The 417-nt window shown below is 43.4% G+C and carries 1 protein-coding gene; it reads right to left on the reverse strand.

Going from position 1 to position 417, the window contains the following annotated elements; all coding sequences use genetic code 11:
• Positions 1–140 precede the first annotated feature (140 nt).
• Positions 141–417 (reverse strand): DUF5683 domain-containing protein (locus HC176_RS16870; protein ID WP_245234944.1); only part of this gene is annotated, 277 nt, incomplete at its 5' end.

Consider the following 417-nt stretch of genomic DNA (forward strand, 5'->3'; position numbering starts at 1 on the left):
GTCGATAGCGACATCAGCTTTTTGGAGGTCGTACTTTTCACTAGCCTCGGTGAGCCTGAAGATGATCTCATGGCCACGTTCTTCGGCTAACCATTCTATGGTCTTGCCCATTTTTCCGTCACCTAAAAGAGCTATTTTCATTAAAAATTATAATTTAAGGTAAGTCCGTAGCCGGTAGTGCCGCTAAAGCGATCATAGTCCAGGGTAGGTTTGAGCGAAAGATCTTCGCTCACATTAAATTGTTGCAGGTGAGCGTCCACGTTGGCATCAATGATATTTAAAGCATAGAGTCCTACGGTGACCAATACAGAGATCTCCTTATTTCGCTGGTAAAAGCGCTGAGCTTCAATTAAAGCATTGGTAGAAACAATAGGCCTTCCATCTTCAGTGCTGAATTCATCATTCGTCTTTCCTGCT

It is taken from the genome of Tamlana crocina, assembly GCF_012037625.1.